The organism is Streptomyces sp. NPDC053367, from assembly GCF_044545925.1.
In the GTDB taxonomy this organism is placed as follows: Bacteria; Actinomycetota; Actinomycetes; order Streptomycetales; family Streptomycetaceae; genus Streptomyces.
Genome location: NZ_JBITYN010000005.1, coordinates 344752 through 369392 on the forward strand (window position 1 = coordinate 344752; position 24641 = coordinate 369392).

Below are 24641 nucleotides of genomic sequence, written 5' to 3' on the forward strand. Positions count from 1 at the left end.
GATCTACCGTGATAACCGATGGCTATGACGACCGACGTACACGGACGCGACCTGCGGTATTTCGTCGCGGTCGCCGAGGAACTCCACTTCACGCGTGCCGCCGAACGGATGTATGTGTCGCAGCCCGCGCTGAGCAAGCAGATCCGGGCCCTGGAGAAACAGCTCGGCGTGCAGCTGTTCCGCCGCGACACCCAGGGCGTGGAACTGACGCCCGCGGGCAGCGCGCTGCTCCCCCACGCCCAGCGGGTCCTGGACGCCTGGGAGGCGGGCGCGGCCGCCGTCGCCGAGGCCCGGGAGGCCGAGCGCAGCACCCTGCGGGTGGGCATGAGCACCAGCCCCGGCCGCGGCGGGCTGCTGCCGGCGATCCGCTCCCGGTTCACCGCCGCCCACCCCGAGGCGAACGTACGGCTGCGGCAGATCACCTGGGACGACCCGACCGCGGGCCTGGCCGACGGCGACAGCGACGTGGCGTTCGTCTGGCTGCCGCTGCCCGACCAGGAGCGCTACGCCTGGACGGTGGTCGTGGAGGAGCGGCGGCTGATCGCCCTGCCCGACGGCCACCCCCTCGCCCGGCACACCGAGATCGACTTCGCCGAACTCGCCGACGAGCCGTTCCTCGCGCTGCCGCGCAGCGCCGGGCGGCTGCGTGACTTCTGGCTCGGCGCCGACGCCCGCGACGGCCGCGCCCCGCGCATCGGCGCCGAGGTCGCCAGCACGGAGGAGACGTACGAGGCGCTGGTCGGCGGGCTCGGCGTCTGCCTCATCGCCGAGGGCAACGCCCCGCTCATCACCCTCGGCGGTGTCACCACCCGCCCCGTCACCGGCCTCGGCCCCACCCGGTACGCCCTGGCGTGGCGCCGCGAGGAGGGGCGCAGGCCGATGGTGCGGGCGTACGCGGAGGCGTGCCGGCAGGTGACCGGGAGGGTGTGAGGCGCCTCAGACGGGTTCGGCCGCGGCCATGCCGAGCCGGGCCTGTTCCTCCTCCACGATCCGGCGGGCCAGGGACACGTCGGAGACGTCCAGCGCGTCCGGCGTCGACTCGGCGACCTCGCTGCGGCGGGCGTAGGCGTCGAAGAGGCGGGACTTGGTCTCCAGCATGCGGACCATGCGCTCGTCGACCCCGCCGGTGGCGAGCAGCCGGTGCACCTGGACCGGGCGGACCTGGCCCATACGGTGGGCGCGGGCCACGGCCTGGTGCTCGATGGTCGGCTTGATCTGCGGCTCGCACAGCACGACCACGGACGCGGCCTGCATGTTCAGGCCCACCCCGCCGGCCTCGATCTGCGCGAGCAGCACCGCGTGCCCCGTCGCGGCGGAGAACTCGTCGACGGTCCGCTGCCGCCGCGCGGGCGGGACACTGCCGGTGATCGGCCCGAAGAGCGGTGTCCCGGCGGCGCCGAGCGCGTCCTGGACCGTGCCGAGCACGTCCCGGAAGGCGGAGAAGACCACCATCTTCAGACCGCTGTCGGCTGCCTCCCCGACCAGTTCGCGCAGCCGCTGCAGCTTCGCCGACCGCTCCGGGCGCGCGTACGCCGCCCGCCGCATGGCCATGAAGTTGCCGTCCCGGACCGCCTGCCGGTACGCCTCCTCGTCCGGGGCGCTGAGCTCCTCCCACTCGTCGGTGTGCTGCAGGGAGGGCAGTTCGGTGAGGACGTCCTGCTGGTTGCGGCGCAGATACACGGGTGCGACCGCCTTGCGGAACGCCTTGGAGCCGGCCACCGAGGCCTGTGCGTCCTGCCCGTCGGCCACCTCGGTGAGGTCGGGCCTGAGGATGCGCACCAGATGGCGGAACTCGGCGACGCGGTTCTCCATCGGTGTCCCGGTCAGGAACAGCACGCGCTCGCACCGCTCGGCCCACGCGGTCACCGTCGCCGTACGCCGTGTCTGCGGGTTCTTGACGTAGTGCGCCTCGTCGACGACGAGCAGGGCGAGCTCCCCGCCGCCGGGCGTGGGAAAGCCGCGCAGCGCGTCGAACGTGGTGACCGCGACCCCGCCGCGCCCCTTCCAGTCGGCGAACGCCTCCTGCCGGTCGGGCCCGTGCAGCGGCATGGGGCGCAGAGTGCTGCGGGCCTCGATCTCGCGGGTCCAGTTGATCAGTACGCTCGCCGGGCAGACCACCATGAAGTGGCTCTGCCCCTCGGCTGCCAGGTGCGCGAGCGCCGCGATCGCCTGGACGGTCTTGCCGAGCCCCATCTCGTCGCCCAGGACGACCCGCCGCTGGGCGAGCGCGAACCGCGCCCCGAACGCCTGGTAACCGCGCAGCGACACGCGCAGGTGCCCGTCGTCCAGCCGCTGCTGCCGCACCCGCGCGGCGACGTCGTCGGGCAGGAAGCCCTCGGCCGCCGCGCTGTCGGGGCCGCGGCCGGAGATGTCCGCGAGCAGCCCGTAGTAGTCCGAGGCGCGCAGTTCGAAGTCGACCCAGGCGGCGAGGTCGGTGTCGGGGCCGCGCAGCAGGTCGACGGACGTCTGCGCCAACAGCTGCGGTACGCCGTCCCGTTCGGCCTCCTCGACGAGCCGCCGCAGTTCGTCGACGGCCGCGAGCGCCCGCAACCGGCCCGCCCGTCCGGCGAACAGCATCCGCAGCGCGCCCGACACGGGCCGGGCCTCCTCCAGCAGGGCTTCGAGCCGCGCGGCGAGCCCCGCCCCGGTCTCGGCCGCCCGCCGGGCCTGCGGTCCGGCCTCCACCAGCACGTGCAGTGCCCGCACCAGGGCGGTCGTCCGCGGCTCGGGCCGGTCCACGTCGATGCGTACGGCGACCGTCTCGCGCACGGCGTCGGCGATCTGCCGCGCCGACGCGAACGCCTGGTCCGCGGTGCGCTGCCCCACCCCGGGCGTCTGCCGCAGCCGGTAGGGCCCGGCGTCCAGCACGGCCCGTACCGTCCGGAACCCGCCCTTCTCCAGCTCTCCGAGCCTGAGCCGTCCCTCGGTGACGTCCTTGAGCCGGGCCACGGGGATGGTGTCCAGCTCCCGCTCGACCAGCTCCTCCTGGATCGGCCGCAGCGCGTCCCGGACCGCGTCCACGGCCCGCTCATGGTCCTCGACGACCCGCGCGGCCGCACCGGCCAGCTCCCGCGCCCGCCCGACGGCCTCCCGCTCCCCGCGCCCCATCCCCGCCCCGCTCCCCGCTGTACGCACTGTGCTGTGAGGCATCGTGCCATCGCCTCTCACGGCCCGCGGGGAACATGACCTCCTTGCCCGTGGCCGGGCCGGTCACGGCGGGGCGGCACTCACGACTCGGCGGGCCGCGGCGCCTCGGCGGGCCGGGTGCCCGCGGTGCTGCGGCGGAAGGTGAGGAAGACGACGAGGGCGCCGAGTGCGGCGACCCCCGCACCGACCACCGAGGTCAGATGCATGGCGTGCAGGAAGCTGTCGTTCGCCGCGTCCACCAGCCGCGGCAGATGTGCCTCGGCGGCGACCTGGCGCGTCGCCTCGGCGGACTGGCGTGCCGTCTCGGCCGCCGGTGCGGGGAGGCCGGCCAGGCTCCGCTCCACGTCGGAGCCGTAGGCGCTGGTCAGCAGCGAGCCGAGGACGGCGACGCCGAGGACACCGCCGATCTGGCGCATGGAGTTGTTGACCGCGGAGCCCGCGCCCGTACGCTCCTGCGGCAGCACCGCCATGATCGCCTCGGTGGTGGGTGCGACGGCCGCGCCCATGGCGAGGCCCTGCACCAGCATGAGCAGCCAGAACCACACCATGGCGGTGTCCAGGTCCAGCCGGACGTACGCCAGGAAGGTGACCGCGGCGGTCACCATGGCGAGCGAGACGACCCGCCCTACCCCGAGGCCGCGGACCAGACGGGCCGAGACCGGGGCGCCGAGCAGCACGCCGACGGCCACGGGGACGAGGTTCAGGCCCGCCTCGAACGGCGTCTGGCCCCGCACTCCCTGCAGATAGAAGGAGGTGTAGAACATCGATCCGCTGAGGCTGAAGAAGGTGAGCATCACCGAGACGCTCGCGCCCGTGAACTCGTTGCTGCGGAACAGCCGCAGGTCGAAGCTGGGGCCGGCGACCCGCAGTTCGGTCCAGACGAAGGCGACGAGGACGAGCAGTCCGCCGATCAGCGAACCGAGCACCGCCGCGCCGGTCCAGTCGCTGCGGTGGCCGCCCTCGATGATGCCGTAGACCACGGCTCCGAGGCCGGCCGTCGACAGGAGCACCCCGAGCGGATCGAGCGCCGTGCGGACCTTGGTGCGCGCCGCCGGCAGCAGGATCACCGCGCCGATCAGCGCCACGGCCACGATCGGCACGTTCACCAGGAAGACCGAGCCCCACCAGAAGCGCTCCAGGAGGGCCCCGCCGACGAGCGGACCGGCCGCGATGGCGAGGCCGCTGCACCCGGACCAGATCGCGATGGCCATCGCGCGCTCGCGCGCGTCGAAGACCGCCGAGATCAGCGACAGGGTGGCCGGCATGATCAGCGCGCTGCCGACGCCCATCGCGCCGCGGGCGACGATCAGCTCCGGTGCACTGGTCGACATGGCCGCCCAGAAGGAGGCGGCGCCGAAGACCAGCAGGCCGGTGTTCAGCACCCTGCGGTGGCCGTAGCGGTCGCCGAGCACACCGCCGGTGAACAGCATCACGGCGAAGATCAGGGTGTAGGAACTGATGCTCCACTGGAGCTGGTTGGTGGTCGCCGCGAGCCCCTCGTCGGGTGAGGCCAGGGTGTTGAGGGCGACGTTCAGGATGGTGTTGTCGAGCCAGACGGCGAGCTGGGCGAGGACGAGCACCCCCAGCGCCAGCCATCTGCGCAGGCCGACGCTCCCGGCGGGGGATGCCGCCTCCCGTTCCGACCGGTGTCCGGCGAGCTGCTGGGCCACGTGACTTCGACCTCTCCGCTTGGCCTTCACGGCCCGTCCCGGGCGGAGGTTCCCTCACTCCCCCGGTGCGCGGCCCGCCGCGGCCGTCACCGCGTACGGCCATCGTTCTCGGGCCGCCGAGCGGGAGTCAACGGATCATGAACGGCTGGCAGTTAGCTGCCAGTCCGCTCCGCGAGCCGGCCCAGGGTGAGCAGCTGGCGCCGCATCATCAGCAGGTCGCCCCAGACCATCACCCGGCCGTGCACCCAGCCGAGCGGGCCACGGTGGCGCACCCGCATCTTGACCACCAGGCGGGTGGTGCCGGGCCCGTCGTCGTGCACGGTGTAGCTGATCGCGAAGTCGCCGAAGGCGCGCCGGGCCCACGGGGTGTCCAGGAGCATCGTGAGATGGCGGTCCGCCTCGAAGTCCGTCAGCCTGAAGATCGTCATGACCCGCTGGCCGCGCTCCAGCACCTCCGCGCCGGGGGTCAGGGTCCGGGGGCTGCGCCGGCCGAAGTTGTCGAGGCTGTCGTAGCTGTACGGGGCCACCTTCAGCTGGCACAGCCAGCGGAAGACGGTGCTCCGGTCCGCCCGTACCGACACCGCCCGGAACCACTCCTCGGCCGGCCCCGGCAGCAGCACGTCGCAGGGGTAGCCGGCGCTGAGCTCGTCGGGGCGGGCGCCCCAGACCCTGGGCTCGATCACCGCGCCGTCACCCCAGCGCCCGCTTGAGGAAGTCCAGTACGGCGGAGGCGTACTCGTCCGGGGCGGTCTTCATGCCCTGCAGGTGCTCGGTGTCCGGCAGCACCCGTACCTCCGCCTTGGGATAGAGCGCGGCGAGGGACCGCACCCCTTCCAGCGGGATGACGCTGTCGCTGTCGCCGGCCAGCATCAGCACGGGGGTGCGCAGATACGCGCCCTCGGCCGGGGGCGGCCACTGGGCCTGCAGCATGGCCGTGCCGACCGACCCGAACACGCGGCTGAGCAGGCCGAGGGAGGGCTCGGTGCGCAGCGGTGCCGGTACGGGCACGCCCTTCACCATGATGAAGTTGCGGAACAGCGGCGGCAGTTCGAGGGCGGGGCCGCTGTCGCACACGATCGCGTCCACCCCGCAGTCGGGCCTGCGCAGCAGGTACAGCGACGGGAAGGTGGAGAAGGAGAACCCGAAGACCGCGAACCTGGCGTCGGCGTACCCGGCCTCGCCGCGCAGATGGCCGACCACCGCCGCCACGTCGTCGGTGTGCCGGGCACTGAGCCCCCAGAAGGCCCGGTCCGTGGCGCTGCGGCCGTGGTTGCGGTGGTCGAACAGCGCCACCGTGTAACCGGCCTCATGCAGGAACCGCGCCTGGGCCAGGCTCGCCGACTTGCTCAGGCCGATGCCGTGCCCGATCACCACGACCCGGTCCGCGCTGCCGGGGCAGAGCCAGACGTGCAGGCTCCGCCCCTTGCCGGCGGGCCTGCCGTCCAGCGGCACCGACAACTCCTGGCTGGGGAGCCCGAACTGCTCGGGCGTGCGGTGGTGCGGCCGCCGCGGCGGGTGGTAGACGAGGTACGACAGAGCCGTGGCGTACAGCGGCACCACCGGCACGGCCAGGGTGGCGAGCGCCCTGGTCAGCAGGCTCGGACGGCGCCGAGCCGGCGCAGAGGGCGGTGTCGCCCCGCCGTCGGCCGATGCGGAGTCGTGCAGAGTACGGTCCACGTGACTTCCTCCCCGTTCAAGCCTCGCTCCCGGCGGGCCTCATTATGCCTACGCGCCTTGCGGGACGCGGGAGTTACCCGCAGCCCCCGGCGTGCCCCGCGTCACCTGCCGGCGCCGGGACGTGCTCCTCGGGTGCCGCCCGGGGCGGTTCGGCCGGCGGTGCGGTCCGGGCGGTCACCGCCTCGGCGAAGGCGGCCAGCCGGTCGGTCCCCCAGTACTTGTCGTAGCGGTCGACGAAGAACGGCACTCCGAAGACGCCGTCCCGGTCCACCGCGAGCAGCGCCTGGACACCGCGGGCGCGGAAGCCGGGGTCGTCCGCCGCCGAGGCCAGCCGGTCGGCGTCCAGGCCCAGTTCGCGTGCCAGTTCCCCGACGACCGCCCGGTCGCAGATGTCCCGCCCCTCCTGCCAGCGGGCCCGGTAGGCGGCGTCGACGAAGTCCCTGCCCCGCCCCTCGTCCGCTGCCGCCAGATAGGCCAGGTGCGGCACTTCCCAGACGGGGTCGCGGTCCACGGGCCACGTCATCCGAAGGCCCCGCTCGCGCGTCAGGCGGCGGACGTCCTGGAGGATGTACAGGTGCTTGGCCCGTGACATGGCCACATAGCTGAAGCTGCCGCCGGCCTCGGCGAGGGCCTTCGCGCTGAGCTCGTCCGGTTCGAAGAACGGCCGCCACTCGAGCCGGTCGGCGAGCCCGTCGTACCGGTCGAGGAGATCGCGGTAGGCGAGCCAGGAGTAGGGGCTGCGCAGGGAGAAGTAGAACCGCGGCGGCGCGGAGGCCCGTCCGCGCCCGGCCGCCGCGGTACGCGCCTCAGACAACGAGGCCCCCGTCCACCTGGAACACGGACCCGGTCACGTACTCCGCGCCGACCAGGAACGACACCATGTCCGCGACCTCCTCGGGCCGGCCGAGCCGGCGCAGCGGGACGCTCCGCACGGCCTGCTCCTTGACCTTGTCCGCGAGCGTCGCCGTCATGTCGGTCTCGATGAAGCCGGGGGCCACGACGTTGGCGCGGATCCCGTACCGGCCCACCTCCTTGGCCAGGGCCTTGGTGAAGCCGATGATCCCGGCCTTGGACGCGGAGTAGTTGCTCTGCGTCGGGTTGCCGTAGACACCGGCGATGGAGGAGATGTTCACGATGCAGCCGGACTTGCGCTTCATCATCTCGAAGATCACCGCGCGGCAGGCGTGGTAGGTGCCGTCCAGGTTGGTGTCGAGGACCTGGTGCCAGTCCTCGTCCGCCATGAGCATCAGGGGCTGGTCGCGGACGATGCCGGCCGAGGTCACCAGGATGTCGATCTCGCCGAGCCGGTCCTGCACGGTGGCCACGAGGTCGCGCACCGAGTCCGCCGTCGCGACGTCGGCCTGGGCGCTGTACACGCGCACGCCGAGCTCGGACACCTCCTTCTCCAGCTCCTGCGCGGCGTCCGGCCGCGACCGGTAGCAGAACGCCACGTCGTGGCCGTCCCGCGCCAGGCGCAGCACCGTGGCCCGGCCGATCCCCCGGGTACCACCGGTGACCAGGGCCACCTTGCGTGTTGTCGCTGACATCTGCTCAGTCCTTACGTCGTCGCGTTGGCGGCGGGCGCCTCGGGTGCGGCGCCGGTGAGTTCCTCGGCCGGGCGCAGGGCCATGACCACCCGGCCGACCTCCATCACCGGCTCGCCGTCCACCAGCGCCTCGCCCTCGAAGATCACCGTGTCGCTGAGGGCCCGGACCAGGCGGACCCGGTGCTCGACCACCTCGCCGGGCAGCACCGGCCGCCGGAACACCACGTCCGCGATGCCGCCGAAGAGCATCACCTGGCCCGCGAGCACGTCCGGGTTCGGTTCGTCCCAGGCGGCGAGCACACCGGCCGACTGGCACCAGGACTCGACGAGCAGCACGGAGGGGTAGGCGTGCTGCTCGTCGTCGGCTCCGGCCGAGATGTCCTGGTACCAGGGCTCGTTGGCGGTGACGGCCTTGCGGGCCACGAGCCGCTCGCCGGGGACGAGCTCGTCGACCCGGTCGACGAGCAGCATCGGGTAGCGGTGCGGCAGGATCCGCTTGATCTCACTGATGCCGATCACCGGCCACTCCCGTCGTCGAAGCGCAGCCGGACCGCCGCGGCCCGGCCACGGGCGGTGCCGGCGACGCCCTTGCAGCGCCAGCGGCCGTTCTTGTGCTCCCAGGTGAGCTCGACCGTGAGCTCGTCGCCGGGGAACACGGGGCTGAGGAAGCGCGTCGACTCGATGGCCTCCAGGCGCAGCCGCAGGCCCGGCTCCGGGGGCGCGGCCAGCGCGCTGAGGTGGACGTGCTCCACCACGCAGACGCCCGGGAAGATCGGGAAGCCGGGGTAGTGGCCGGGGAAGACGCGCTCCCCCGGTCCCACCGGCACCCGTGTGCTCGCCGCGGCGGGCCCGGCCGACACGACCTCGGGCACGCTCTGGACGGGCGTCGCCATCGGTGCCGGCATCAGGCGGCCCGGAGCTTGTCGGCCAGCAGGTCGTGGGCCTTCTGCAGGCTGATGACCTCCTTGAGCTCCGACTCGTCGAGCTTGACCGCGTACTTCTTCTCCAGGACCACCATGACCTCGAGGGCCATCAGCGAGTCGACGCCGAGGTCGTCGACGAAGTGCGCCTCGTCGGTCAGTTCGGCCTCGTCCACGTCGAGGACGTCCGCGACCGTCCGGCGCAGGTCCTCCTTGTCGAGGGCGGTGGCTGCGGTGTTGGACATGTCAGTCTCCTGTCTTCGTGTCTTGCGGTGTTCCGGTGTGCCGGTGTTCCGGTCTTCCGGTCTTCCGGTCTTCCGGTCTTCCGGTCTTCCGGTCTTCCGGTCTTCCGGTCTTCCGGTCTTCCGGTCTTCCGGTCTTCCGGTGTTCCGGTGTTCCGGTCTTCCGGTGTTCGTCTGTTCCGGTCTTTCCGAGGCGTACGGAGGGCCCGTACGCCGGGTCGTGGGGTGGTCAGCCGCGCACGGCGTCGGGCGCGTTGAACGTGACCACCTCGGGTTCTCTGCTGATCCGGCGCACAAGTCCGGTCAGGGTCTTGCCGGGCCCGATCTCGACCAGGCGACGGCGGCCCAGCGGGCCGAGCAGCGTCCGCACGCCGTCCTCCCAGCGGACCGGGCTCACCAGCTGCCGGACGAGGAGCCGCGGCCAGTCGGCGGCCTCGGAGTGCGCGGCGGCGTCCACGTTCGCCACCACGCAGCCCCCGGTGGAGATGAACTCCGCCCCCGCGAGGGCCTGTTCGAGCCGTTCGGCGGCCGGGGCCATCAGCGGGCTGTGGAAGGCCCCGCCCACCGGGATGGAGATCCTCTTCACCCCGGGCGCCTGGAGCAGCCGGGCCGCGTGGTCGAGGCCCGCCTCGGTGCCCGAGAGCACCACCTGGCCCGGGGAGTTGAGGTTGGCGACCCACACCGGGTCACCCGCCTCCCGGGCCGCCTCGGTGGCGTGCGCGGCGGCCTCCTCCTCGACCCCGAACAGGACGGCCATGGTGCCCTGCCGCTCGGCCGCCGCGTCGCGCATCGCGCTCCCGCGGGCGGCGACGAGCCGGGCGGCGTCCCGGTAGGACAGCGCGCCCGCGGCGACCAGGGCGGTGTACTCGCCGAGGCTGTGCCCGGCGCACACGGCGTCCCGGCCGGCCAGGCCGAGCCGCACGGCCTCCTCGTACGCCATGAGCGAGACGGCGAAGACGGCGATCTGCGCGAGGTCGGTGCGGCGCAGTGTGTCGTCGTCGGCCTTCAGCAGCAGTTCCTCGACGTCCGTGCCGGTCAGCTCGGACAGCTCGGGCACCAGCTCCCAGGACTCGGTGGCGCGCCACGGCTCGCCCATGCCCTGCCGTTGGGTGCCCTGCCCGGGGAAGAGCAGTGCGGTCGCGCCCGCCTCGGTGGTCATCGCGTCGTCCTCCATCACGTCTGCCTCCCTCCCGTCCTCGTCCCTCGCGTCCTGCGACATCCCTCGGTCTCCGTCTCCTTGCGCGCGTCCGCGGGAGCGCCGGTCAGCACAGGCGCAGCAGGGCGCAGCCGACCACGCCGTCGCGGTCCACGGAGGTGATCAGGGCGACCTGGTCCCGGACGTCCTCCCGGCCCTCGGCCACCGCGAGCACGGCCGCGATCTGGAACGCGGCGGCCGCGGCGTTGGTGTCACCGATCAGCTCGGCGCAGGGCACCCGCTCCGGACCGTCGGTGCCGAACACCGCTGCCAGCGCCACCCGTTCGGTGGCCGCGCGCTCCCCGCCGGCGTGCGAGTCGGCGTGGAACCGGACCTGGCCGGGCTGGACGCCGACCCGCTCCAGGAGCCGGCGGACGCAGTCGACGAGCACCGCCGGCTCGGAGCCCGGCTCGTGGTAGACGCCGAACTCCAGGCCGAGCACCTCGGCGAGCCCGCCGCGTCCGTGTGCCGCCGAGTCCTCCTCCGACTCCAGCAGCAGGACGGCGGCGCCCTCGCCGAGGACGGCCTCCTCCCGGCCGCCCCAGGTGTGCCACTCCAGCCAGGCGCGCGCCGCGGAGAACTCCTCGACCGCGCCGAACAGCACGGTGTCGGCGTGGCCCGACTTCTTCAGGCGCAGCGCGTAGTTGAGGGCGAGCAGTCCGCTGGCGCGGCCGCCCGCGATGGTCGTGTTGGGGCCCTTGAGCTGGTGCCAGATCGCGGACTGGCCGGCCGCGCAGTTCATCACGGTGTTGGGGAAGCGCATCGGGTCGACGAAGAAGGGCTTCTCCTGGACCAGCGAGTCCCGGGTGAAGTCCATGATGCTCTGGGCGCTGCCGGTGTTGGTGCCGAGCACCAGGGCGGCGTCGTCGGCCACCCCCGGGATGCGTTCGCCCTCGCCGTCCTGGAGCAGCCGGCCGACGGCGGCCACCGCCAGTCCGGTCACCCGGTCCATGGAGCGGGTGCCCTTGCGGCCGAGGACCTCGCGGTTGCTGAAGCCCGGCACCAGGCAGGCGCTGTCGACCGGCACCCGCCAGTCGTCGCCGTCGAGCGACTCGGCGGCCGCCCGTCCCGCGCCGAGACCGGCGGTGAAGTCCGAGGCGTGCAGGCCGAACGGGGAGACGACCGACCAGGCGGATATGAGTGGGCCGCGCACGGCGGTGGAGGTGTCCATGGGTCGAGTTCCTTCACTCACTTCGGGGTTCGGTTGGCGTGGCACGACCTGGGCGCGGCCGCGGATCACAGGAAGTAGACGCTCCGGTACGTGGACCAGTCCGGCAGCGGATCGGCGGGGCCGGCCCGGCGCACCCGGGGCTGCAGCCACGCCGGACCCGTCTCGAAGAGGGCCAGGTCCGCTTCCTCCGCCCAGACCGTGGCCCCGTTCTCGAGCAGGCTCCGCACGGAGTCCCTGGGGTCGGGCAGCGTGTCGAGCTTGCGCCGGCCCACGACGACGGCCGGCGCCGGACGGGGGTCGGCGGCCGCGCAGGTGACGGCGAGTCCGCGCAGCAGGATGTCGGTGCCGTTCTGCTGCCGGTTCAGCTCCCGGGCGAGGTACAGCACGTCGGCGAACTGGGTCTCCACGGCCCCGCGGTAGGCGCGTTCGATGATCAGCAGGCGCCTTCGGTTGTCGCTCATCGTCAGAACACCCCCAGGAACAAGGTCTTGTCGGCCGCTTCCAGGTGCTCGTCGAACTTGAACGGCGGGCGGACCTCGATCTGCGGGATGTGCGGTTCGGATCCCCGCTCCTGGGTGCAGAAGCGGCAGGAGTACCAGGTGAGGCGGTCGGGAAAGGTGTCGAGGAGTTCCTTGGCGAGGGTCGCGCTGGTCGGGTAGTCGCGGGACCAGTCCACGAGGTTGCGCGGCTTGGTCTCGCCGAGGGACTGCCTGGTCAGACCGGTGGCGTGGCCGCAGGTCCAGATGTGCACGGTCGCGCCGCGCTCCAGGAGGGCCTGGGCGAGGCGGACGGCGCTGGTGACCATGTCGCTGATGTGCGGGGTGCCCATCAGGGCGAGCAGTACGTCGGCGCGGGGCAGGGGCTTGGCCATGTCAGTGCCACACCCCCCGTACGCCGGGTTCGAGCAGCAGGGCGGCGACCTCGTCCATCTCCACCGGGCGTGCCCCGGGCACGAGTTGCTCCGGCACCAGCGCGCGGTGGGTCAGGGAGAAGGTGTCCACCCAGACGCGCCCGCCGTTGCCGAGGAACTCGCGCAGGGCGCGCTGGGGCGTTCCGGTCGTGTCCGCGGGGCCGGTGAGCGCGGTCGTGACGCCGTTCTCGATCAGCAGGAGCGCGACCTCGTGGCCGGCCGTGCGCAGCCGGTTGGCGTCGCCGACGAACCGCTCGGCCCCGGGGCCGCCCCAGGGCCCCTGGGACTCGATCAGCAGGTAGTCATCCATTCCTGGCAGCCTCGCTTCGCCGTCCGTCCGACTGGGAGAACGCCCTGGTCAAGAAGGTGAGGACGCGCTCCTGGTACTCCTCGCGGTCGAACCGCAGGGCGTTCATGTGCAGGGCGTTCGGCGCGGTCCAGCGCTCCGCGTGCGGGTAGCGGTCCGCGACCGGGGTGATCTGCGACTCGGGTACGAGCGGGTCCTGGCCGCCCGCGATGAACATCAGCCGCGTCGGTGTCCCGGACAGGTCCGGCGGCCACTTCCGTACGGCGAGCATGCGCCGGCACAGCGCGCTGAAGAAGAACCGGTAGACGGCGTGGGCCGCGCCGCCGCGCAGCTCCTCCGGCAGCGACGATCTGCGCACCTGCGCGAAGTGGTGCAGCCCCGACGCGATGTCGAACATCGGCCCGCTGTCGCACACCAGCGCCGCCGGGGGCCGGTCGAGCCGGGTGAGGACGCTGAGGGCCACCCAGGTGGAGAACGAGAACCCGTACAACGCGATCTGTCCGCCGCCGAGTTCGGGGTCCGCCTCGACCCGGCCCAGGACGTCCGCCAGGTCGCTGGTGTAGCGCTCCGCCATGCTTCCGAGGCGCCGGTCCCGCCCGCTGTCGCCGTGGTTGCGCAGATCGTAGGCGACGACGTGCCAGCCCGCCCGGTGCAGCAGCTCGATGTGCCCGAGCGTGCTGGACATGGTGCGGCCCATGCCGTGGCAGACCACCACCGTGTGCGGTCCGGCGCCGGGCACCACCCAGCCGCGCAGCTCGATACCGTCCCGGCTCGTGGTGAGCCGGAGTTCGCGCAGCGGCAGGCCCTTGCTCTGCGGGGTGCGGCCGGGTTTCGCGCGCGGCGGGTGGTAGAGCTCGTACGCGTGCCGGGCCGCCAGGGGCACGGCGGCGGCCACGGCCTTCAGGGCCTGGAGCGTGGCGCGCATCAGGTGGTCAGCGCCTCTCCGCCGTCGACGCCGATGACGTTCCCGGTGAGCCACGAGGAGCTGCTGCGCGACAGGGTGACGAGCGCGTCGGCGACGTCCTCGGCCCGGGTCAGGCGGCCGTGCGGGTTGTTGCGGGCCGCGAGTTCGATGAGGGAGTCGTGCTCCGGGATCCGCTCCAGGGAGGGCGTGAGGGTGACCCCCGCCCGCAGCGCGTTGACCGCCACCCCGCTCGGGGCCAGTTCCAGGGCCAGCTGCCGCACATGCGACTCCAGGGCGCACTTGGCGGCGGAGACGGCCCCGTAGTTGGCGGTGACCTTCTGGTCCCCGGCGCTGGTCATGGCGTAGATCTTGGAGCCCTCGCCGAGGAGTCCGGCGCCGTGCAGGTCCTGGGTCCAGTAGACGAGGGAGTGCGCCATCACGTTGAGCGTCATGTCCATCTGGCGCTGGGTCATGGCCGGCCCGCCGTCGGTGGGCAGGTAGGGGAGCAGGCTGCCGAAGGCGAGCGAGTGCAGCAGCACCTTCAGGGGGCGCCCGCCGGTCAGCTCCGCGAAGGCCGGCACGAGTTCGGCCCGGGTGCGGGGGCTGGCGGCGTTGGCGTTGTAGAAGTGTGCCGCCACGCCGGTCGAGCGCAGTTCCTCGACGAGGGCCTGGGTCTTCTCCTGGCCCTCGGCGGTGTCGAAGTGCACACCCAGGATGTTGGCGCCCTCGGCCGCCAGCGCCTTGGCGTTGGCCAGGCCGATCCCGCTGGAGGCGCCCAGGATCAGGTTCCAGGTGCCCTCAAGTGACGTCGTCATCGGTCTCATTCCTCGTTCTCGGACGGTGCGGCCGGCCTCGGACCGGTGCTTCGGGCGGGTCCGCGGCTCAGTCGCGCCGGCCGCGGCGGGGGCGGTCGGGCGGGGTGAGCAGTGCGACGGCGAGGTTGCCCTCGCGGGCCGCCGTGACCACCACGACGGGGCCGGACAGTTCGGCCAGTGCCCCGGCGACCTGCAGGAGCGGCTCGAGGGAGCCGGCGCCGGCCCTGACCAGGCGTGCCGTCGGCCCCACCGCGCCGGCCACCGCGGCGGCCACCGGTGAGTCGTCGAGCACCGCGATCACCTGGTGCTCCGCGACGGGGCCCGTGCCCAGCGCGGCCAGGGCGGCGTCGAGACGGGCCCGGGCCCGTTGCGCGCCCTCGGGTGCGGCGGCGGTCTGGGGCGGGAGGAAGAGGCTGCGGACCCGGCAGTGCCCGTAGCCGCGCCCGCGCCCCTTGCGCGCCCGGACCTGGTCGGTGGGCTCCAGGACCAGGGCCACCGCTCCGCGCTCGGACAGGCCCGCGTCGGGGTCGGTGTCCGGCAGCGCTTCCTCGGTGGCGCCGGCCACCAGCCAGGAGGCCCGGCCCAGCCGCACCGACCGGGCCCCGTTCTCCAGCGCCTCCAGCCCGGCCACGCGCGGTGAGGTGAGGGTGAGGTTGAACCCCTTGAGCGCGTGCTCGGTGGCCAGGCGGCTGCCGAACAGGTTGATCGAGAAGTACGGGGCCGTGGCCGGGCTGAGCGCGTTCGCGCCCGCCGTCAGCACGGTGCGGTCCATCTCCTCGTGCAGGGCCTCGGCGGCGCTGTTCGTGCCGACCGCGGCGCCGCGCCGCTCCTCCTCGGCGAGGCCCGCGGGGCCGGCGCCCTCGCCGCCGTCGAGGGGGGCACCGGCGTCCGCGATGGCCTGCTTGGTCGCGGCCAGGAAGTACTGGGTCGCGGACGGCAGGTACTTGTAGCCGCGCCGGCCGAGCCGCTCCCGGTGGTCGAACCAGTCCTCGGGGGCGTCCTGCCGGGCGGTCCGCACGGCCGCCGCCGGGGTGTCCGCCCACGGGGTGACCACGCCGATCCCCGTGACGACCAGGTCCTGCCCGGTGTCCGTCAGCTGCTGTGACGTGGTCATACCCCGGCCTCCTGCAGTACGAGGGATACGTTGTTGCCGCCGAAGGCGTAGGCGTTGACCAGCGCGTACTTCCCGGTCGGCGGCATGGACCGGGTCGGCAGGAACACCTTGCACTCCGGGTCCTGCTCGGTGAGCGCGGCGTTCGGGGGCACGCTGTTGCGGTAGAGGATCTGCGCGGCGGCGACGGTGGCGAGGGCCGCCGCGGCGCCGCCGGTGTGGCCGAGGAGCGCCTTCAGGCTGTAGAGCGGGACCCGGTCCGGTCCGGCGCCGAGCACCTCGCCGAGGACCCGGCTCTCCACGGCGTCGTTCAGTTCGGTGCCGGTGCCGTGCGGGACGACGCAGCCGACGTCGTCGCGGTCGGCCCCGGCCTCGGCCAGCGCCTGCCGCATCGCCCGGGCGATCTGCGTGCCGTTCGGTTCGGGCGCCGTCGCGTGGTGGGCGTCGCAGCTCCAGCCGGCTCCCGCGATCCTGGCGTACGCGCGGGCCGCGTTGCGGGCACGGGCGTGGGCGGCCGACTCCAGGACCATGACCCCGGCGCCCTCGCCGAAGAGGGTGCCCTTGCGGTGCAGGTCGAAGGGGCGGCACCGCTCCGGGTCGATCGCCCCGAGCCGGTTGAAGCAGGCCAGGGCGACCCGTGAGTACGACTCCGCGCCGCCGGCGATGACCACGTCCGCCTCGCCCGAGCGGATCAGGTCCGCGGCCAGGGACAGCCCGAACCCGCTGGCCGCGCACGCGTTGCTGACGCTCATGTTGGCGCCCTCGGCGCCGAACCAGGCGCCGACCGCCGACGCCACCGAGAAGACCGGCGCCCAGTGGCCGCCCTGGGGCCGGCCGCTCACCCGCCACTCCTCGTGCAGCCCCGAGTCACCCATGCCGGTGCCGATCACCACCGCGATCCGGTCCGGGGAGATCCCGCCGAGGCCGGCGTCGGTCACCGCCTGCCGGGCGGCCTCGATGGCCAGGCGGGAACCACCGCCGAGCGGCAGCCCGTTGAACCGCTCGGGCATCGAGGGCAGTTCGGCCTCCGGCACCGCGTACATCAGCGGCAGGTCCATCCGCGCGTTCGGGTCGGGGACCCGCGAAGGGGCGCTCTTCGCCGCGTTCAGGCCAGCCCAGAAGGCATCGACACCGTTGCCCAGGTGGGAGATCACGCCCAGTCCGGTGATCAGCACATCATTCATCGGGTCCCTCTCAGGGATGCGGGTTCGGCGGGACTGCGTCAGGCGCCGGGCCGGCCGGCGAACGCCTGCAGGACGCGGTCGTCGAAGTTGACGAGGCTCCAGTCGCTGCGGTCGCCGAACACCGCGTAGCCGTGCGTGATCCGGCCCGTGGCGGTCTGCACCAGGCGGCCTTCGCGGACCACGTAGAAGTCGGTACGGGCGGTGTAGGTGAGGTCCTTGAAGACCTCCTCGACCGTGAACACGGTGTAGAGGTCCTCCTCCATCAGCGCCTCGCCGAGGAACTGCACGCGCGAGTGCGGCACCACCGGGATCCACTTGCGGTCGTCCAGGAGCGTCTTGATCGAGATGCCCCGGTCGGCGAGGAAGAGGTCCACGACCTCCTCCACCTGGCGGAGGTAGCCCGACATGGCGAGACGCTCGTTGAAGTGGCAGTACGGGTAGGGGATCCGCCACTTCCAGCCGAAGGCGTTCCGCCCGGCGAGGAGCTGGGCGAGGACCGGGTCCTCGTCGCCGGTCGTGCCCCGGCCCGCGGACAGCGCGGTGCCGGCCGCCTCGGTGACCTCGGCGCCGTGGTGCTCGCCCAGCTCGGCGAACCCGCCGAGCTCGGCGACGGCGAAGCGGGCCAGCTCCTGCGGCACCTCGGCCTGCGCGAGGTAGCTGTCGATGCGCAGCGCCACCTTGACCTTGGAGGTGACGGCCTTGAGCTCCTTGCCGTCGCGCTCGACGTACAGCGTGACGGCGAAGGCCAGGTGCCCCTTCTCGTCCCCGTCCTCGGTCTTCGGGACGACCACCGCCCGGGCTTCGTCGTCCTGGTGGAAGGCGTGCAGGATGCGGGTGTCGAGGTCGGCCACGTCGAGGCCCAGGCCGTGCTGCTCGAACAGGTACCGCGAGCCCAGGCCCGCGGCCCGGAAGTGCTCCAGGACCGCTTCCTCGACCAGGTAGTTGACGTGCTTGAACCCGATCCAGGTGTTGATGTTGGAGCCCTCGTAGCGCGGCCGCAGCCGTACGGTGCTCTCGGTCTCCACGAGTGCCTTGACGGCCTCGGCGGTCACGGTCATCAGTCGTTCTCCCTCACGCGTTCGTCGGTCGCGCCCGGCCGGGGCCGGGCTGCGGCGGAATCAAGAAAGCTGTCGGTCAGGGCGGCGAACTCGGCGGCCTGCTCGACCATCGCGAAGTGGCCGCAGTCGCCGAGGATCTTCACGGTGGCGTCCGGCAGGGCCGCGCCCAGCGCCTCGCCGTCGGACGGGTGGGCGGCGAAGTCCGCCTCCCCGCCGATCACCAGGCAGGGCCCGGAAAGGCGCTCGGTCCGCAGGTAGGGCGTGCGCAGATAGGTGTCGAAGAAGCTGGTCCAGCCGTACGGCCCGACCCGCTCCCGCACCTTCAGCGCCATGTCCTGGCGGAGTTCGCCGGTGATCCGGCCGCCGGAGCGCACGCGCAGCCCGTCCGCCAGGATCCGGTCGAAGCCGTTGACGTAGTAGGACAGCGCCTCCCAGTCGAAGTCCCGGGGGCGGGCCCGGTAGAACGGCGAGACCAGGACGACGCCGCGCAGGCGGTGCCAGGCGAACGCGTCCACGCCGTCCGGCGCCAGCCCGCCGGGGTCCACGCCCTGCCCGTCGAGCAGCGCGAGGAGCGCCCCGGCGCCGAAGGAGTGCGCCACCACCACATCGGGTCCGCCGGGCACCTGGCCCATGGCCTCGGCCGTCCAGTGGGCCGGTGGGCGCACGGCCCAGTCGGGCACCTCCTCCGACCGCCACGGCAGCTCGGCCGTCCACAGCTCGTGGCCGTGGTCCGCGGCCTGGGCGAGGTAGTCGTCCCAGACGTTGGCGCCGCCGGCCAGACCGTGCAGGAACAGCACCCGCAGCGGGGCGGGGCCGCGGCCCGGCCGGCGCAGGGACACCGACACGGGCGGGTCGCCGGCGCTCATGCGGCGGTGCCGGGCGGCATCAGCACGTAGGAGGCGACCGCGTCGTCCCCGTCGGTGCCCGTGGTCACCAGGGCGGGCCGGCGGGTGTCCGCCCCGGCCGCGGCGAACCAGCCGACGGCCGCCGCGCACTGCAGCACGCCGAGGGCGCCGGAGGCCCGGCCGAAGACCGTGCTGAGGTCGACCCGCGGCACGTCGGCGGGCAGCCGCCCGTCGCCGTCACCGGCGGACCGGCCGCCGTCCGTGGCCTCGCCGTCCGGCCGCGAGGGGTGCGGCCCTTGCGCGCCGTACCCCTCCGGGACGAACCAGACCCCGGGCTCCGCGCCGTCCCCGGCGACGAGCCGGTCCAGGCAGGTGGCCACCTGGGCCTGCCGGGTGGACCGGCCGAGGACGGCGACGGCCGTGGCCCCGCGCTCGGCCGCGGCGTCGGACCGCTCCAGGACCAAGGACACCGCACCGTCCAGGAGTTGTCCCTCCGGGTCGCCCAGCAGGCCGCGGACGTACCGGTTGTCGGTCTCGACGCCGATCACCAGGACCCGGTCGGCCCGGCCGGCGGCGACGGTGGCCGCGCCCCAGAACACCGCGTCCAGGCCGGACGGCGCTCCGTTGCAGACCATGAGGTTCGGCCCGCGCAGCCCGTACCGGATCGCCACCGTGGAGGCGATCACGTTGCTGGACGCGTTCGGCAGTCCCATCGGGCTGATGCCGTCGACCCCGAGCTCCTTGATGCCGTCCGCCACCGAGCAGACGGTGTCCAGGTTTCCCAGGTTGGAGCTGGCCACCACCCCCACCGACGCGCTGGGCACGGTGAGTGCGGAGCCGTCCTCGGACAGCAGGCCGGCCGCGCGCAGACCGTCCCGCGCGGCGCACAGGGCGAGCTGCGAGGCCCGGTCCTTGTAGCGCAGGCCGCGCTTGCCGAGCAGCGCCGCGGGATCGACCTGCGGCTCCTGCTCGGTGGGCGCGGACCGCAGCAGGTCCTCGGGCCCGGCCACGCCGGGCAGCGCGGTTCCGACACCGGTCACCAGGATTCCCACCGGGTTCACCGACCTGCCCTCTCCACCACGGCGACGGCGTTGACGCCGCCGAATCCGAATGCGTTCACCTGGGCGAGCGTCAGCTCCGCCGTGGTCTCGGCGCCCTGGACGAAGCGGAAGTCCCCCGCCTCGTCGATCGGTGTGCGCAGTCCCACGGTCGGCGGCACCCGCCCCGAGGTGAGGGAGCGCAGCGCGACGATCAGGCTGAGCAGGCCCGAGCCGCCCGAGGTGTGCCCGGTCATCGACTTGACCGCGGTCATCAGCGGGCCGGCGGTGTGCGGCCCGAAGACCTCGCCGATCGCGGCCGCCTCGGCCTCGTCGTTGAGCAGCGTCCCGGTGCCGTGCAGCAGCACCAGGTCGATGTCCGCGGGTTTGACGCCCGCCTGCCGGTGGGCGCCGCGGACCGCCTCGGCCACACCGCCGGGGTCGGGCGCGGTGACGTGGTACGCGTCGCAGTTGACGTGCACCGAGCGGACCCGGCCGTGGACCTGTGCGCCCTGGGCGCCTCCGCCGCGGCGGAGCACGATCGCGGCCGCGCCGTCGCCCATGAGGACGCCCCGGCGGTCCTCGTCGAAGGGCCTGACCCGGTCCGGGGGCTCCATGTGCACCCGGTCCAGGAGGCCGTACATGCTCTCGGTGAGCGTGTCGACGCCCGCGACGACGACGTGCTCCGCGTCCCCGGAGGCCAGCAGGTCGCATCCCATCGCCAGGGCGTACAGCGAGGCGGAGCAGGCGTTGGAGACGGTGTACGTGCGTACGGCGCCGAAGTGCTCCCGCAGCGCCCGGCCGAAGTGCAGGTCCGCCACGTCGAAGGCGGCCCCGTCGCGCCAGCCGAGCTCGGCCGACCGCAGTTCGCGCAGGCCGGTGCCGACCAGGATCGGCACCTCGGTGAGGTCCGTGCCCAGTCCTGCGTCCCGCGCCGCCTCCTCGACGGCCCTGACCAGCCAGCGGGTGGCGCGGCCGGGGACGTCCCGGCCGTCCGGCCGGTCGTCGATCTCGTACGCGTGCTGCGCCCGGAACCGGCCGCGGTCGAAGCCCCGCAGCTCAGCGCGGCCGTCGCGGCCCGCGCACAGTGCCTCGAAGACCTCGTCGACGCTGTCGCCCACGCTGTTGACGGCACCGAGGCCGACCACGTCGGGGTGCGGTGTGCCCGGTGCCACCGGGTCCTGGTCGGTCACAGCGGTACCGCCTCGCTCGCCTCGTACTTGCCGAAGATCACGACGGAGTTGTTGCCGCCGAACGCGAGTCCGTTGTTCTGCACGACCCGCAGGTCGGCGTCGATGGCCTCGTTGGGCACGCAGTCGACGTTGCACTCGGGGTCCGTCGTGACGTGGTTGATGGTCGGGGGGATGAACCCCTCCTGGATCGCCAGGGCGCAGGCGATGGACGCGAGGGCGCTGGCGGCCCCCATGCTGTGCCCGATCATCGACTTGATGGAGATGGTCCGCGGCGTCTGCTCGCCGAACACCTGGCGGATGGCTCCCGCCTCGGTGACGTCGTTGGCCTTGGTGCCGGTGCCGTGCGCGGAGATGAAGTCCACCTCCGCGGGCTTCACACCCGCGTTGTCCAGGGCGCGTTGCATGCACCGCGCGACGCTGTCCTGGTTCGGGGCGACCGGGTGGTACGCGTCGCAGTTGAGCCCGTAGCCGAGGACCTCGGCGTAGATGTGCGCGCCGCGGGCGAGGGCGGACTCCAGGCTCTCCAGGAGCAGCACTCCGGCGCCCTCGCCGGTGAGGATGCCCTTGCGGTCGATGTCGAAGGGCTGGCACCGCTCCGGTGCGATGGTGCCGAGGCGGTAGAAGCCCGTGAAGGTCTTCCGGCACAGGGCGTCGGCTCCGCCGCACAGGGCGAACTCGACCTCTCCGGTCCGGATGGCGTCGTAGCCGTAGCCGATCGCGTAGTTGCCGGCGGCGCACGCGGTGGGCAGGGTCACCGCCTCGACCCGGGTGAGCCCGAACTCACGGGCCACCGCGGCGGACAGCCGGCCCGCCGGGATGCGGGCGGCGACCGTCGGGTCCATCCGCTCGGGCCCGGAGCGGACCTCCGTCTCGACCAGCTGGTCGAGGTCGCGTGACTCGCCGTCGGTGGTGCCGATCGATATCAGGCACCGGTGGGCCCTGAGGTCGGCCTCCTCCAGGGCGGCGTCGGCGACCGCCATCCTGGACGCCGCCACCGAGAACTGACTGGCCCTGCCCAGCTCGTCGACGTCGAAGTTCCGGATCCAGTCGGTCGGTTCGAAGTCGGCGATCTCGCAGCCGTTGGCGTGCTCGAAGCCTGTCGTGTCGAAAGCGGTGATCGGCTTCGCGGCGCTGCGACCCGAGCGCAGCCCGGCCAGGAACTCGTCCGCGCCCTGGCCGATGCTGGACACCGCACCGAGCCCGGTGATGACCACTCTGTTCGCCGGTTTATCAGACATACTCACCCCGAGATCTGGCGGCACCCGGCCGCATTCCAGGTCACTCGTCCGCAGGCGCGGTGTCGCTCGTCAGTTCTTCCAGCCGGCGGCCTCGGCCACGACCTCGTAGACACCTTCGAGATTGACCATCCGGCCGAGTTCGGACTGGTTGATCACCGCTCCGAACTCCTTTTCCAGAGAGGCCAGGATTTCGATCGCACGCAGGGAGTCCGCGTCGTGGTCCTCCTTGAAGCGGCTCGTCTGCGTCATCTCCTCCGGGTCGATCTCGAGGATGTCGCAGACGATTTCCTTGATGATCTCCTGGCGTTCAGCGGTGGTGGCTGCCACGGCGAGCCTCACTTTCTGTGATTCAGCGGAGTTTGCGGAGATGAGGGTCCGCGGAGAGCGACGGAGAGGGAATCCGTGGAATCTCCCGCGGTATTGATCACGCTATTCGGCGCCCTGAGGCCCCGACAAGCGGTCCTGCAACTAGCTGCCAATCGCCATGCGGTTCCCTGTCCGGCCATTTCGAGTGGCATTTTGCTGATGGCCTCCCGGGCGGGCGCGGCGGGCGCGGCGGGCGCGGCCCGGCGCGGGCGCGGCCGGCGGCCGCGAGTGCGGGAGGCCGCCCGCCGGTGGGAGCCGGCCGCGGGTGGGGTGCCGCGCCGCGGGTGGGGTGCCGCGCCGCGGGTGGGGTGCCGCGCCGCGGCTCACATGGGCGGGTTGCCGTGCTTGCGGGCGGGGAGTTCGGCGTGCTTCGCGCGGAGCATGGCGAGAGAGGCGGCGAGCACCTCGCGGGTCTCGGCCGGGTCGATGACGTCGTCGACCAGGCCCCGTTCGGCCGCGTAGTAGGGGTGCATCAGCTCGCTCCTGTACTCCTTGATCTTCTGCGCGCGCACGGCCCCGGGGTCGTCCGCGGCGGCGATCTCGCGGCGGAAGATGACGTTGGCGGCGCCCTCGGCGCCCATCACCGCGATCTCGTTGGTCGGCCAGGCGAAGGACAGGTCCGCGCCGATGGAGCGGGAGTCCATGACGATGTACGCGCCGCCGTACGCCTTGCGCAGGATCAGCTGGATGCGCGGCACGGTCGCGTTGCAGTAGGCGTAGAGCAGCTTGGCGCCGTGCCGGATGATCCCGCCGTGCTCCTGGTCGACGCCCGGCAGGAAGCCCGGCACGTCGAGCAGGGTGACCAGCGGAATGCTGAAGGCGTCGCACAGCTGCACGAAGCGTGCGGCCTTCTCCGACGCGTGGATGTCCAGGACCCCGGCGAGGGACTGCGGCTGGTTGGCGACGAGGCCGGTCACATGGCCGTCGATCCGGGCGAGCGCGCAGATCACATTGGTGGCCCAGTGCTCGTGGACCTCCAGGAACTCGCCGTCGTCGACGAGCTCCTCGATCACCCCGCGCATGTCGTACGGGCGGTTCCCGTCGGCCGGCACCAGGTCCCGCAGCGCCTCGCAGCGCCGGTCCGGCGGGTCGTCGCCCGGGTGGCTCGGCGGCAGCTCGCGGTTGTTCAGGGGCAGCAGCGACAGCAGGTAGCGGACCTCCTCGAGGCAGGTCTCCTCGTCGTCGTGGACGAAGTGGGAGACCCCCGACACCGCCGAGTGCACATCGGCGCCCCCGAGCCCGTTCTGGGAGATCTGCTCACCGGTCACCGCCTGGACCACATCGGGCCCGGTGATGAACATCTGCGAGGTCTCCCGGACCATGAACACGAAGTCCGTCAGGGCCGGCGAGTAGGCGGCGCCGCCCGCGCACGGGCCGAGCATCACGCTGATCTGCGGGATCACCCCCGAGGCACGGGTGTTGCGCTGGAAGATGCCGCCGTACCCGGCGAGCGCCGTGACCCCTTCCTGGATGCGCGCGCCCGCGCCGTCGTTGAGCGACACCAGCGGCGCTCCGGCCGCGAGCGCCATGTCCATGATCTTGTGGATCTTCTGCGCGTGCGCCTCGCCGAGGGCACCGCCGAAGATCCGGAAGTCGTGCGCGTAGGTGAACACCCTGCGGCCGTGGACCGTGCCCCACCCGACGATCACCCCGTCGGTGTGCGGCTTCTTCTCCTCGAGCCCGAACCCCGTGGCCCGGTGCCGGCGCAGCGGCTCCACCTCGTGGAAGGAGCCCTCGTCGAGGAGCAGGTCGATCCGCTCCCGGGCGGTCAGCTTGCCCTTCGCGTGCTGCGCCTCGGTGGCCTTCTCGCTCGGCCCCCTCAGGATCTTGCCACGCAGGTCGCGCAGCTCTGCCAGGCGGGTGTCCATGGACCCGCCGGTGTGCGGTGAATTCATAGCGACTTTCCCCGACGTCGGGCCGAATTGGGGTGGCCGGCGGACGCAGGCACAGCACACCCTGACTATCGGACCGACCTTATGGCCGGGCCATTGCGCAGCGCCCTGGATATTCACCGGGGTGTCAACAAGATGTCCGGCTGGCAGTTACCTGCCCGGGAGGTTGGCGCGCGCGTTCCCGATCACGTCAAATGTTGGCGAACCCGGACG

The 24641-nt window shown here is 73.0% G+C and carries 26 protein-coding genes; 1 reads left to right on the plus strand and 25 read right to left on the minus strand.

The window, feature by feature from the left end; genetic code table 11:
* Window positions 1-18 precede the first annotated feature (18 nt).
* The gene (locus ACIGXJ_RS16945) at window positions 19-930 is read left to right on the plus strand and encodes a LysR family transcriptional regulator (protein ID WP_399645488.1); all 912 of its coding nucleotides are present in this window, start codon (window positions 19-21) and stop codon (window positions 928-930) included.
* Window positions 931-936: 6 nt separating this feature from the next.
* On the opposite strand, the gene ACIGXJ_RS16950 is transcribed toward ACIGXJ_RS16945, so the two are convergent.
* From ACIGXJ_RS16950 to ACIGXJ_RS17070, 25 genes are all read right to left on the minus strand, one after another.
* Complete coding sequence (locus tag ACIGXJ_RS16950; RefSeq protein ID WP_399645491.1) at window positions 937-3108, minus strand: DEAD/DEAH box helicase; 2172 nt, start codon at window positions 3106-3108, stop codon at window positions 937-939.
* Window positions 3109-3227: 119 nt separating this feature from the next.
* Complete coding sequence (locus ACIGXJ_RS16955; protein ID WP_399645494.1) at window positions 3228-4817, minus strand: DHA2 family efflux MFS transporter permease subunit; 1590 nt, start codon at window positions 4815-4817, stop codon at window positions 3228-3230.
* A gap of 152 nt (window positions 4818-4969) precedes the next feature.
* Window positions 4970-5500, minus strand: a complete 531-nt coding sequence (locus ACIGXJ_RS16960) for a hypothetical protein (RefSeq protein ID WP_399645496.1) — start codon at window positions 5498-5500, stop codon at window positions 4970-4972.
* A 7-nt stretch (window positions 5501-5507) separates the two neighbouring features.
* Window positions 5508-6494 carry an alpha/beta hydrolase gene (locus ACIGXJ_RS16965; RefSeq protein ID WP_399645498.1) on the minus strand — a complete coding sequence of 329 codons (987 nt, stop codon included), beginning with the start codon at window positions 6492-6494 and terminating at the stop codon, window positions 5508-5510.
* 73 nt (window positions 6495-6567) lie between these two features.
* A complete protein-coding gene (locus ACIGXJ_RS16970) occupies window positions 6568-7308 on the minus strand; it encodes a 2-hydroxychromene-2-carboxylate isomerase (RefSeq protein ID WP_399645500.1) in 741 nt (246 codons plus the stop codon).
* Complete coding sequence (fabG, locus tag ACIGXJ_RS16975; RefSeq protein WP_399645502.1) at window positions 7301-8041, minus strand: 3-oxoacyl-[acyl-carrier-protein] reductase; 741 nt, start codon at window positions 8039-8041, stop codon at window positions 7301-7303. Before fabG ends, ACIGXJ_RS16970 begins: the two co-directional genes overlap by 8 nt.
* Window positions 8042-8052: 11 nt before the next feature.
* Window positions 8053-8559: a 3-hydroxyacyl-ACP dehydratase FabZ family protein gene (locus ACIGXJ_RS16980; RefSeq protein ID WP_399645505.1), complete on the minus strand. Its 507-nt coding sequence runs from the start codon at window positions 8557-8559 to the stop codon at window positions 8053-8055.
* Window positions 8556-8933: a 3-hydroxyacyl-ACP dehydratase FabZ family protein gene (locus ACIGXJ_RS16985; protein WP_399645508.1), complete on the minus strand. Its 378-nt coding sequence runs from the start codon at window positions 8931-8933 to the stop codon at window positions 8556-8558. Before ACIGXJ_RS16985 ends, ACIGXJ_RS16980 begins: the two co-directional genes overlap by 4 nt.
* Before the next feature lie 11 nt (window positions 8934-8944).
* Window positions 8945-9205, minus strand: coding sequence for an acyl carrier protein (locus tag ACIGXJ_RS16990; RefSeq protein ID WP_399645510.1), 261 nt, complete (start codon window positions 9203-9205; stop codon window positions 8945-8947).
* Between the two features lie 226 nt (window positions 9206-9431).
* Window positions 9432-10421, minus strand: coding sequence for an ACP S-malonyltransferase (locus ACIGXJ_RS16995; RefSeq protein ID WP_399645513.1), 990 nt, complete (start codon window positions 10419-10421; stop codon window positions 9432-9434).
* 43 nt (window positions 10422-10464) lie between these two features.
* On the minus strand, window positions 10465-11568 hold the full coding sequence (locus ACIGXJ_RS17000; RefSeq protein ID WP_399645516.1) for a beta-ketoacyl synthase N-terminal-like domain-containing protein: 1104 nt from the start codon (window positions 11566-11568) through the stop codon (window positions 10465-10467).
* Window positions 11569-11633: 65 nt separating this feature from the next.
* Window positions 11634-12029, minus strand: coding sequence for a hypothetical protein (locus ACIGXJ_RS17005; protein WP_399645518.1), 396 nt, complete (start codon window positions 12027-12029; stop codon window positions 11634-11636).
* Between the two features lie 2 nt (window positions 12030-12031).
* Window positions 12032-12439, minus strand: a complete 408-nt coding sequence (locus ACIGXJ_RS17010; protein WP_399645520.1) for a hypothetical protein — start codon at window positions 12437-12439, stop codon at window positions 12032-12034.
* Window position 12440: 1 nt separating this feature from the next.
* Complete coding sequence (locus ACIGXJ_RS17015) at window positions 12441-12788, minus strand: DsrE family protein (protein WP_399645522.1); 348 nt, start codon at window positions 12786-12788, stop codon at window positions 12441-12443.
* Window positions 12781-13710: an alpha/beta hydrolase gene (locus ACIGXJ_RS17020; protein ID WP_399645525.1), complete on the minus strand. Its 930-nt coding sequence runs from the start codon at window positions 13708-13710 to the stop codon at window positions 12781-12783. The genes ACIGXJ_RS17015 and ACIGXJ_RS17020 overlap by 8 nt, the downstream gene beginning before the upstream one ends.
* Window positions 13710-14504 carry an SDR family oxidoreductase gene (locus tag ACIGXJ_RS17025; RefSeq protein WP_399645528.1) on the minus strand — a complete coding sequence of 265 codons (795 nt, stop codon included), beginning with the start codon at window positions 14502-14504 and terminating at the stop codon, window positions 13710-13712. The genes ACIGXJ_RS17020 and ACIGXJ_RS17025 overlap by 1 nt, the downstream gene beginning before the upstream one ends.
* A 67-nt stretch (window positions 14505-14571) precedes the next feature.
* Window positions 14572-15618 carry a beta-ketoacyl synthase N-terminal-like domain-containing protein gene (locus ACIGXJ_RS17030; RefSeq protein WP_399645530.1) on the minus strand — a complete coding sequence of 349 codons (1047 nt, stop codon included), beginning with the start codon at window positions 15616-15618 and terminating at the stop codon, window positions 14572-14574.
* Entirely contained in the window at window positions 15615-16799 is a 1185-nt protein-coding gene (locus ACIGXJ_RS17035; protein ID WP_399645533.1) for a beta-ketoacyl-[acyl-carrier-protein] synthase family protein, read from the minus strand. The genes ACIGXJ_RS17030 and ACIGXJ_RS17035 overlap by 4 nt, the downstream gene beginning before the upstream one ends.
* Window positions 16800-16837: 38 nt before the next feature.
* On the minus strand, window positions 16838-17857 hold the full coding sequence (locus ACIGXJ_RS17040) for a thioesterase family protein (RefSeq protein ID WP_399645535.1): 1020 nt from the start codon (window positions 17855-17857) through the stop codon (window positions 16838-16840).
* A complete protein-coding gene (locus ACIGXJ_RS17045) occupies window positions 17857-18723 on the minus strand; it encodes an alpha/beta fold hydrolase (protein WP_399645538.1) in 867 nt (288 codons plus the stop codon). Before ACIGXJ_RS17045 ends, ACIGXJ_RS17040 begins: the two co-directional genes overlap by 1 nt.
* Window positions 18720-19742, minus strand: coding sequence for a beta-ketoacyl synthase N-terminal-like domain-containing protein (locus ACIGXJ_RS17050; protein WP_399645540.1), 1023 nt, complete (start codon window positions 19740-19742; stop codon window positions 18720-18722). The genes ACIGXJ_RS17045 and ACIGXJ_RS17050 overlap by 4 nt, the downstream gene beginning before the upstream one ends.
* A 17-nt stretch (window positions 19743-19759) precedes the next feature.
* Window positions 19760-20932, minus strand: a complete 1173-nt coding sequence (locus ACIGXJ_RS17055) for a beta-ketoacyl synthase N-terminal-like domain-containing protein (RefSeq protein ID WP_399645543.1) — start codon at window positions 20930-20932, stop codon at window positions 19760-19762.
* Window positions 20929-22170: a beta-ketoacyl-[acyl-carrier-protein] synthase family protein gene (locus ACIGXJ_RS17060; RefSeq protein ID WP_399645546.1), complete on the minus strand. Its 1242-nt coding sequence runs from the start codon at window positions 22168-22170 to the stop codon at window positions 20929-20931. Before ACIGXJ_RS17060 ends, ACIGXJ_RS17055 begins: the two co-directional genes overlap by 4 nt.
* 69 nt (window positions 22171-22239) lie before the next feature.
* Window positions 22240-22497: an acyl carrier protein gene (locus tag ACIGXJ_RS17065; protein ID WP_399645548.1), complete on the minus strand. Its 258-nt coding sequence runs from the start codon at window positions 22495-22497 to the stop codon at window positions 22240-22242.
* A 362-nt stretch (window positions 22498-22859) separates the two neighbouring features.
* Window positions 22860-24431, minus strand: a complete 1572-nt coding sequence (locus ACIGXJ_RS17070) for an acyl-CoA carboxylase subunit beta (protein ID WP_399645551.1) — start codon at window positions 24429-24431, stop codon at window positions 22860-22862.
* Window positions 24432-24641 lie beyond the last annotated feature (210 nt).

Bases quoted from the DNA above. Each gene is read 5' to 3' on its own strand.
- ACIGXJ_RS16945 (WP_399645488.1), top strand. From the start codon at position 19: ATGGCTATGACGACCGACGTACACGGACGCGACCTGCGGTATTTCGTC.
- ACIGXJ_RS16950 (WP_399645491.1), bottom strand. From the start codon at position 3,108: ATGGGGCGCGGGGAGCGGGAGGCCGTCGGGCGGGCGCGGGAGCTGGCC.
- fabG (WP_399645502.1), bottom strand. From the start codon at position 8,041: ATGTCAGCGACAACACGCAAGGTGGCCCTGGTCACCGGTGGTACCCGG.
- ACIGXJ_RS16985 (WP_399645508.1), bottom strand. From the start codon at position 8,933: ATGGCGACGCCCGTCCAGAGCGTGCCCGAGGTCGTGTCGGCCGGGCCC.
- ACIGXJ_RS16990 (WP_399645510.1), bottom strand. From the start codon at position 9,205: ATGTCCAACACCGCAGCCACCGCCCTCGACAAGGAGGACCTGCGCCGG.
- ACIGXJ_RS16995 (WP_399645513.1), bottom strand. From the start codon at position 10,421: ATGTCGCAGGACGCGAGGGACGAGGACGGGAGGGAGGCAGACGTGATG.
- ACIGXJ_RS17000 (WP_399645516.1), bottom strand. From the start codon at position 11,568: ATGGACACCTCCACCGCCGTGCGCGGCCCACTCATATCCGCCTGGTCG.
- ACIGXJ_RS17005 (WP_399645518.1), bottom strand. From the start codon at position 12,029: ATGAGCGACAACCGAAGGCGCCTGCTGATCATCGAACGCGCCTACCGC.
- ACIGXJ_RS17010 (WP_399645520.1), bottom strand. From the start codon at position 12,439: ATGGCCAAGCCCCTGCCCCGCGCCGACGTACTGCTCGCCCTGATGGGC.
- ACIGXJ_RS17015 (WP_399645522.1), bottom strand. From the start codon at position 12,788: ATGGATGACTACCTGCTGATCGAGTCCCAGGGGCCCTGGGGCGGCCCC.
- ACIGXJ_RS17020 (WP_399645525.1), bottom strand. From the start codon at position 13,710: ATGCGCGCCACGCTCCAGGCCCTGAAGGCCGTGGCCGCCGCCGTGCCC.
- ACIGXJ_RS17025 (WP_399645528.1), bottom strand. From the start codon at position 14,504: ATGACGACGTCACTTGAGGGCACCTGGAACCTGATCCTGGGCGCCTCC.
- ACIGXJ_RS17030 (WP_399645530.1), bottom strand. From the start codon at position 15,618: ATGACCACGTCACAGCAGCTGACGGACACCGGGCAGGACCTGGTCGTC.
- ACIGXJ_RS17035 (WP_399645533.1), bottom strand. From the start codon at position 16,799: ATGAATGATGTGCTGATCACCGGACTGGGCGTGATCTCCCACCTGGGC.
- ACIGXJ_RS17040 (WP_399645535.1), bottom strand. From the start codon at position 17,857: ATGACCGTGACCGCCGAGGCCGTCAAGGCACTCGTGGAGACCGAGAGC.
- ACIGXJ_RS17045 (WP_399645538.1), bottom strand. From the start codon at position 18,723: ATGAGCGCCGGCGACCCGCCCGTGTCGGTGTCCCTGCGCCGGCCGGGC.
- ACIGXJ_RS17060 (WP_399645546.1), bottom strand. From the start codon at position 22,170: ATGTCTGATAAACCGGCGAACAGAGTGGTCATCACCGGGCTCGGTGCG.
- ACIGXJ_RS17070 (WP_399645551.1), bottom strand. From the start codon at position 24,431: ATGAATTCACCGCACACCGGCGGGTCCATGGACACCCGCCTGGCAGAG.